The sequence below is a fragment of the Vibrio sp. 1249-1 genome, assembly GCF_033340495.1.
In genome coordinates, this window is the sequence record NZ_JAWOWJ010001220.1 from 1 (window position 1) to 506 (window position 506).

At 49.2% G+C, this 506-nt stretch carries 1 protein-coding gene; it reads right to left on the minus strand.

Going from position 1 to position 506, the window contains the following annotated elements; genetic code table 11:
• Window positions 1–24 precede the first annotated feature (24 nt).
• Window positions 25–506: thiamine pyrophosphate-dependent enzyme (locus R7Z50_RS31375; RefSeq protein WP_318150258.1), on the minus strand; the 482-nt coding region annotated here is incomplete at its 5' end.

Here is a 506-nt window from a genome sequence, read left to right on the forward strand (position 1 = left end):
TTTACTGCTTCAACTAACGTAAGTTCAGCCATGTTTGCCTCCTTGCATTCGCATTGCTTTATTGATCAATTCATCGCGTTGAGCGTGAAGCTCTTGAGGAAGCGATTCGTATAGGTAATCGAATCCAGTTTCAGGCGCTTGTTGAGGCAAGTTTAAGTAGCGTTCAACCGCGAGCTCGACTTGTTCCTTGCAGTCGCTTTGCCATTGTTGCTCTTGTTCATCGCTCCAAGCACCTTGATTGATCAAAAAGGTTTTTAGTCGGCTCACGGGCTCGAATTGCCATGCGGTTTGCACGTCATCTGCATTACGATAACGCGTCGCATCGTCGGCGGTGGTGTGGTCACTTAGGCGATAACTTACCGCTTCGATCAGTGTCGCCCCTTTGCCTTTTCGTGCTCGCTCTAATGCGTTCATGGTGGCGTCATACATAGCAACAACGTCGTTGCCATCGACGGTAATCCCTGGAATGCCAGCGCCTTTTGCTTTTTCAGAAAGAAACTCCGCCG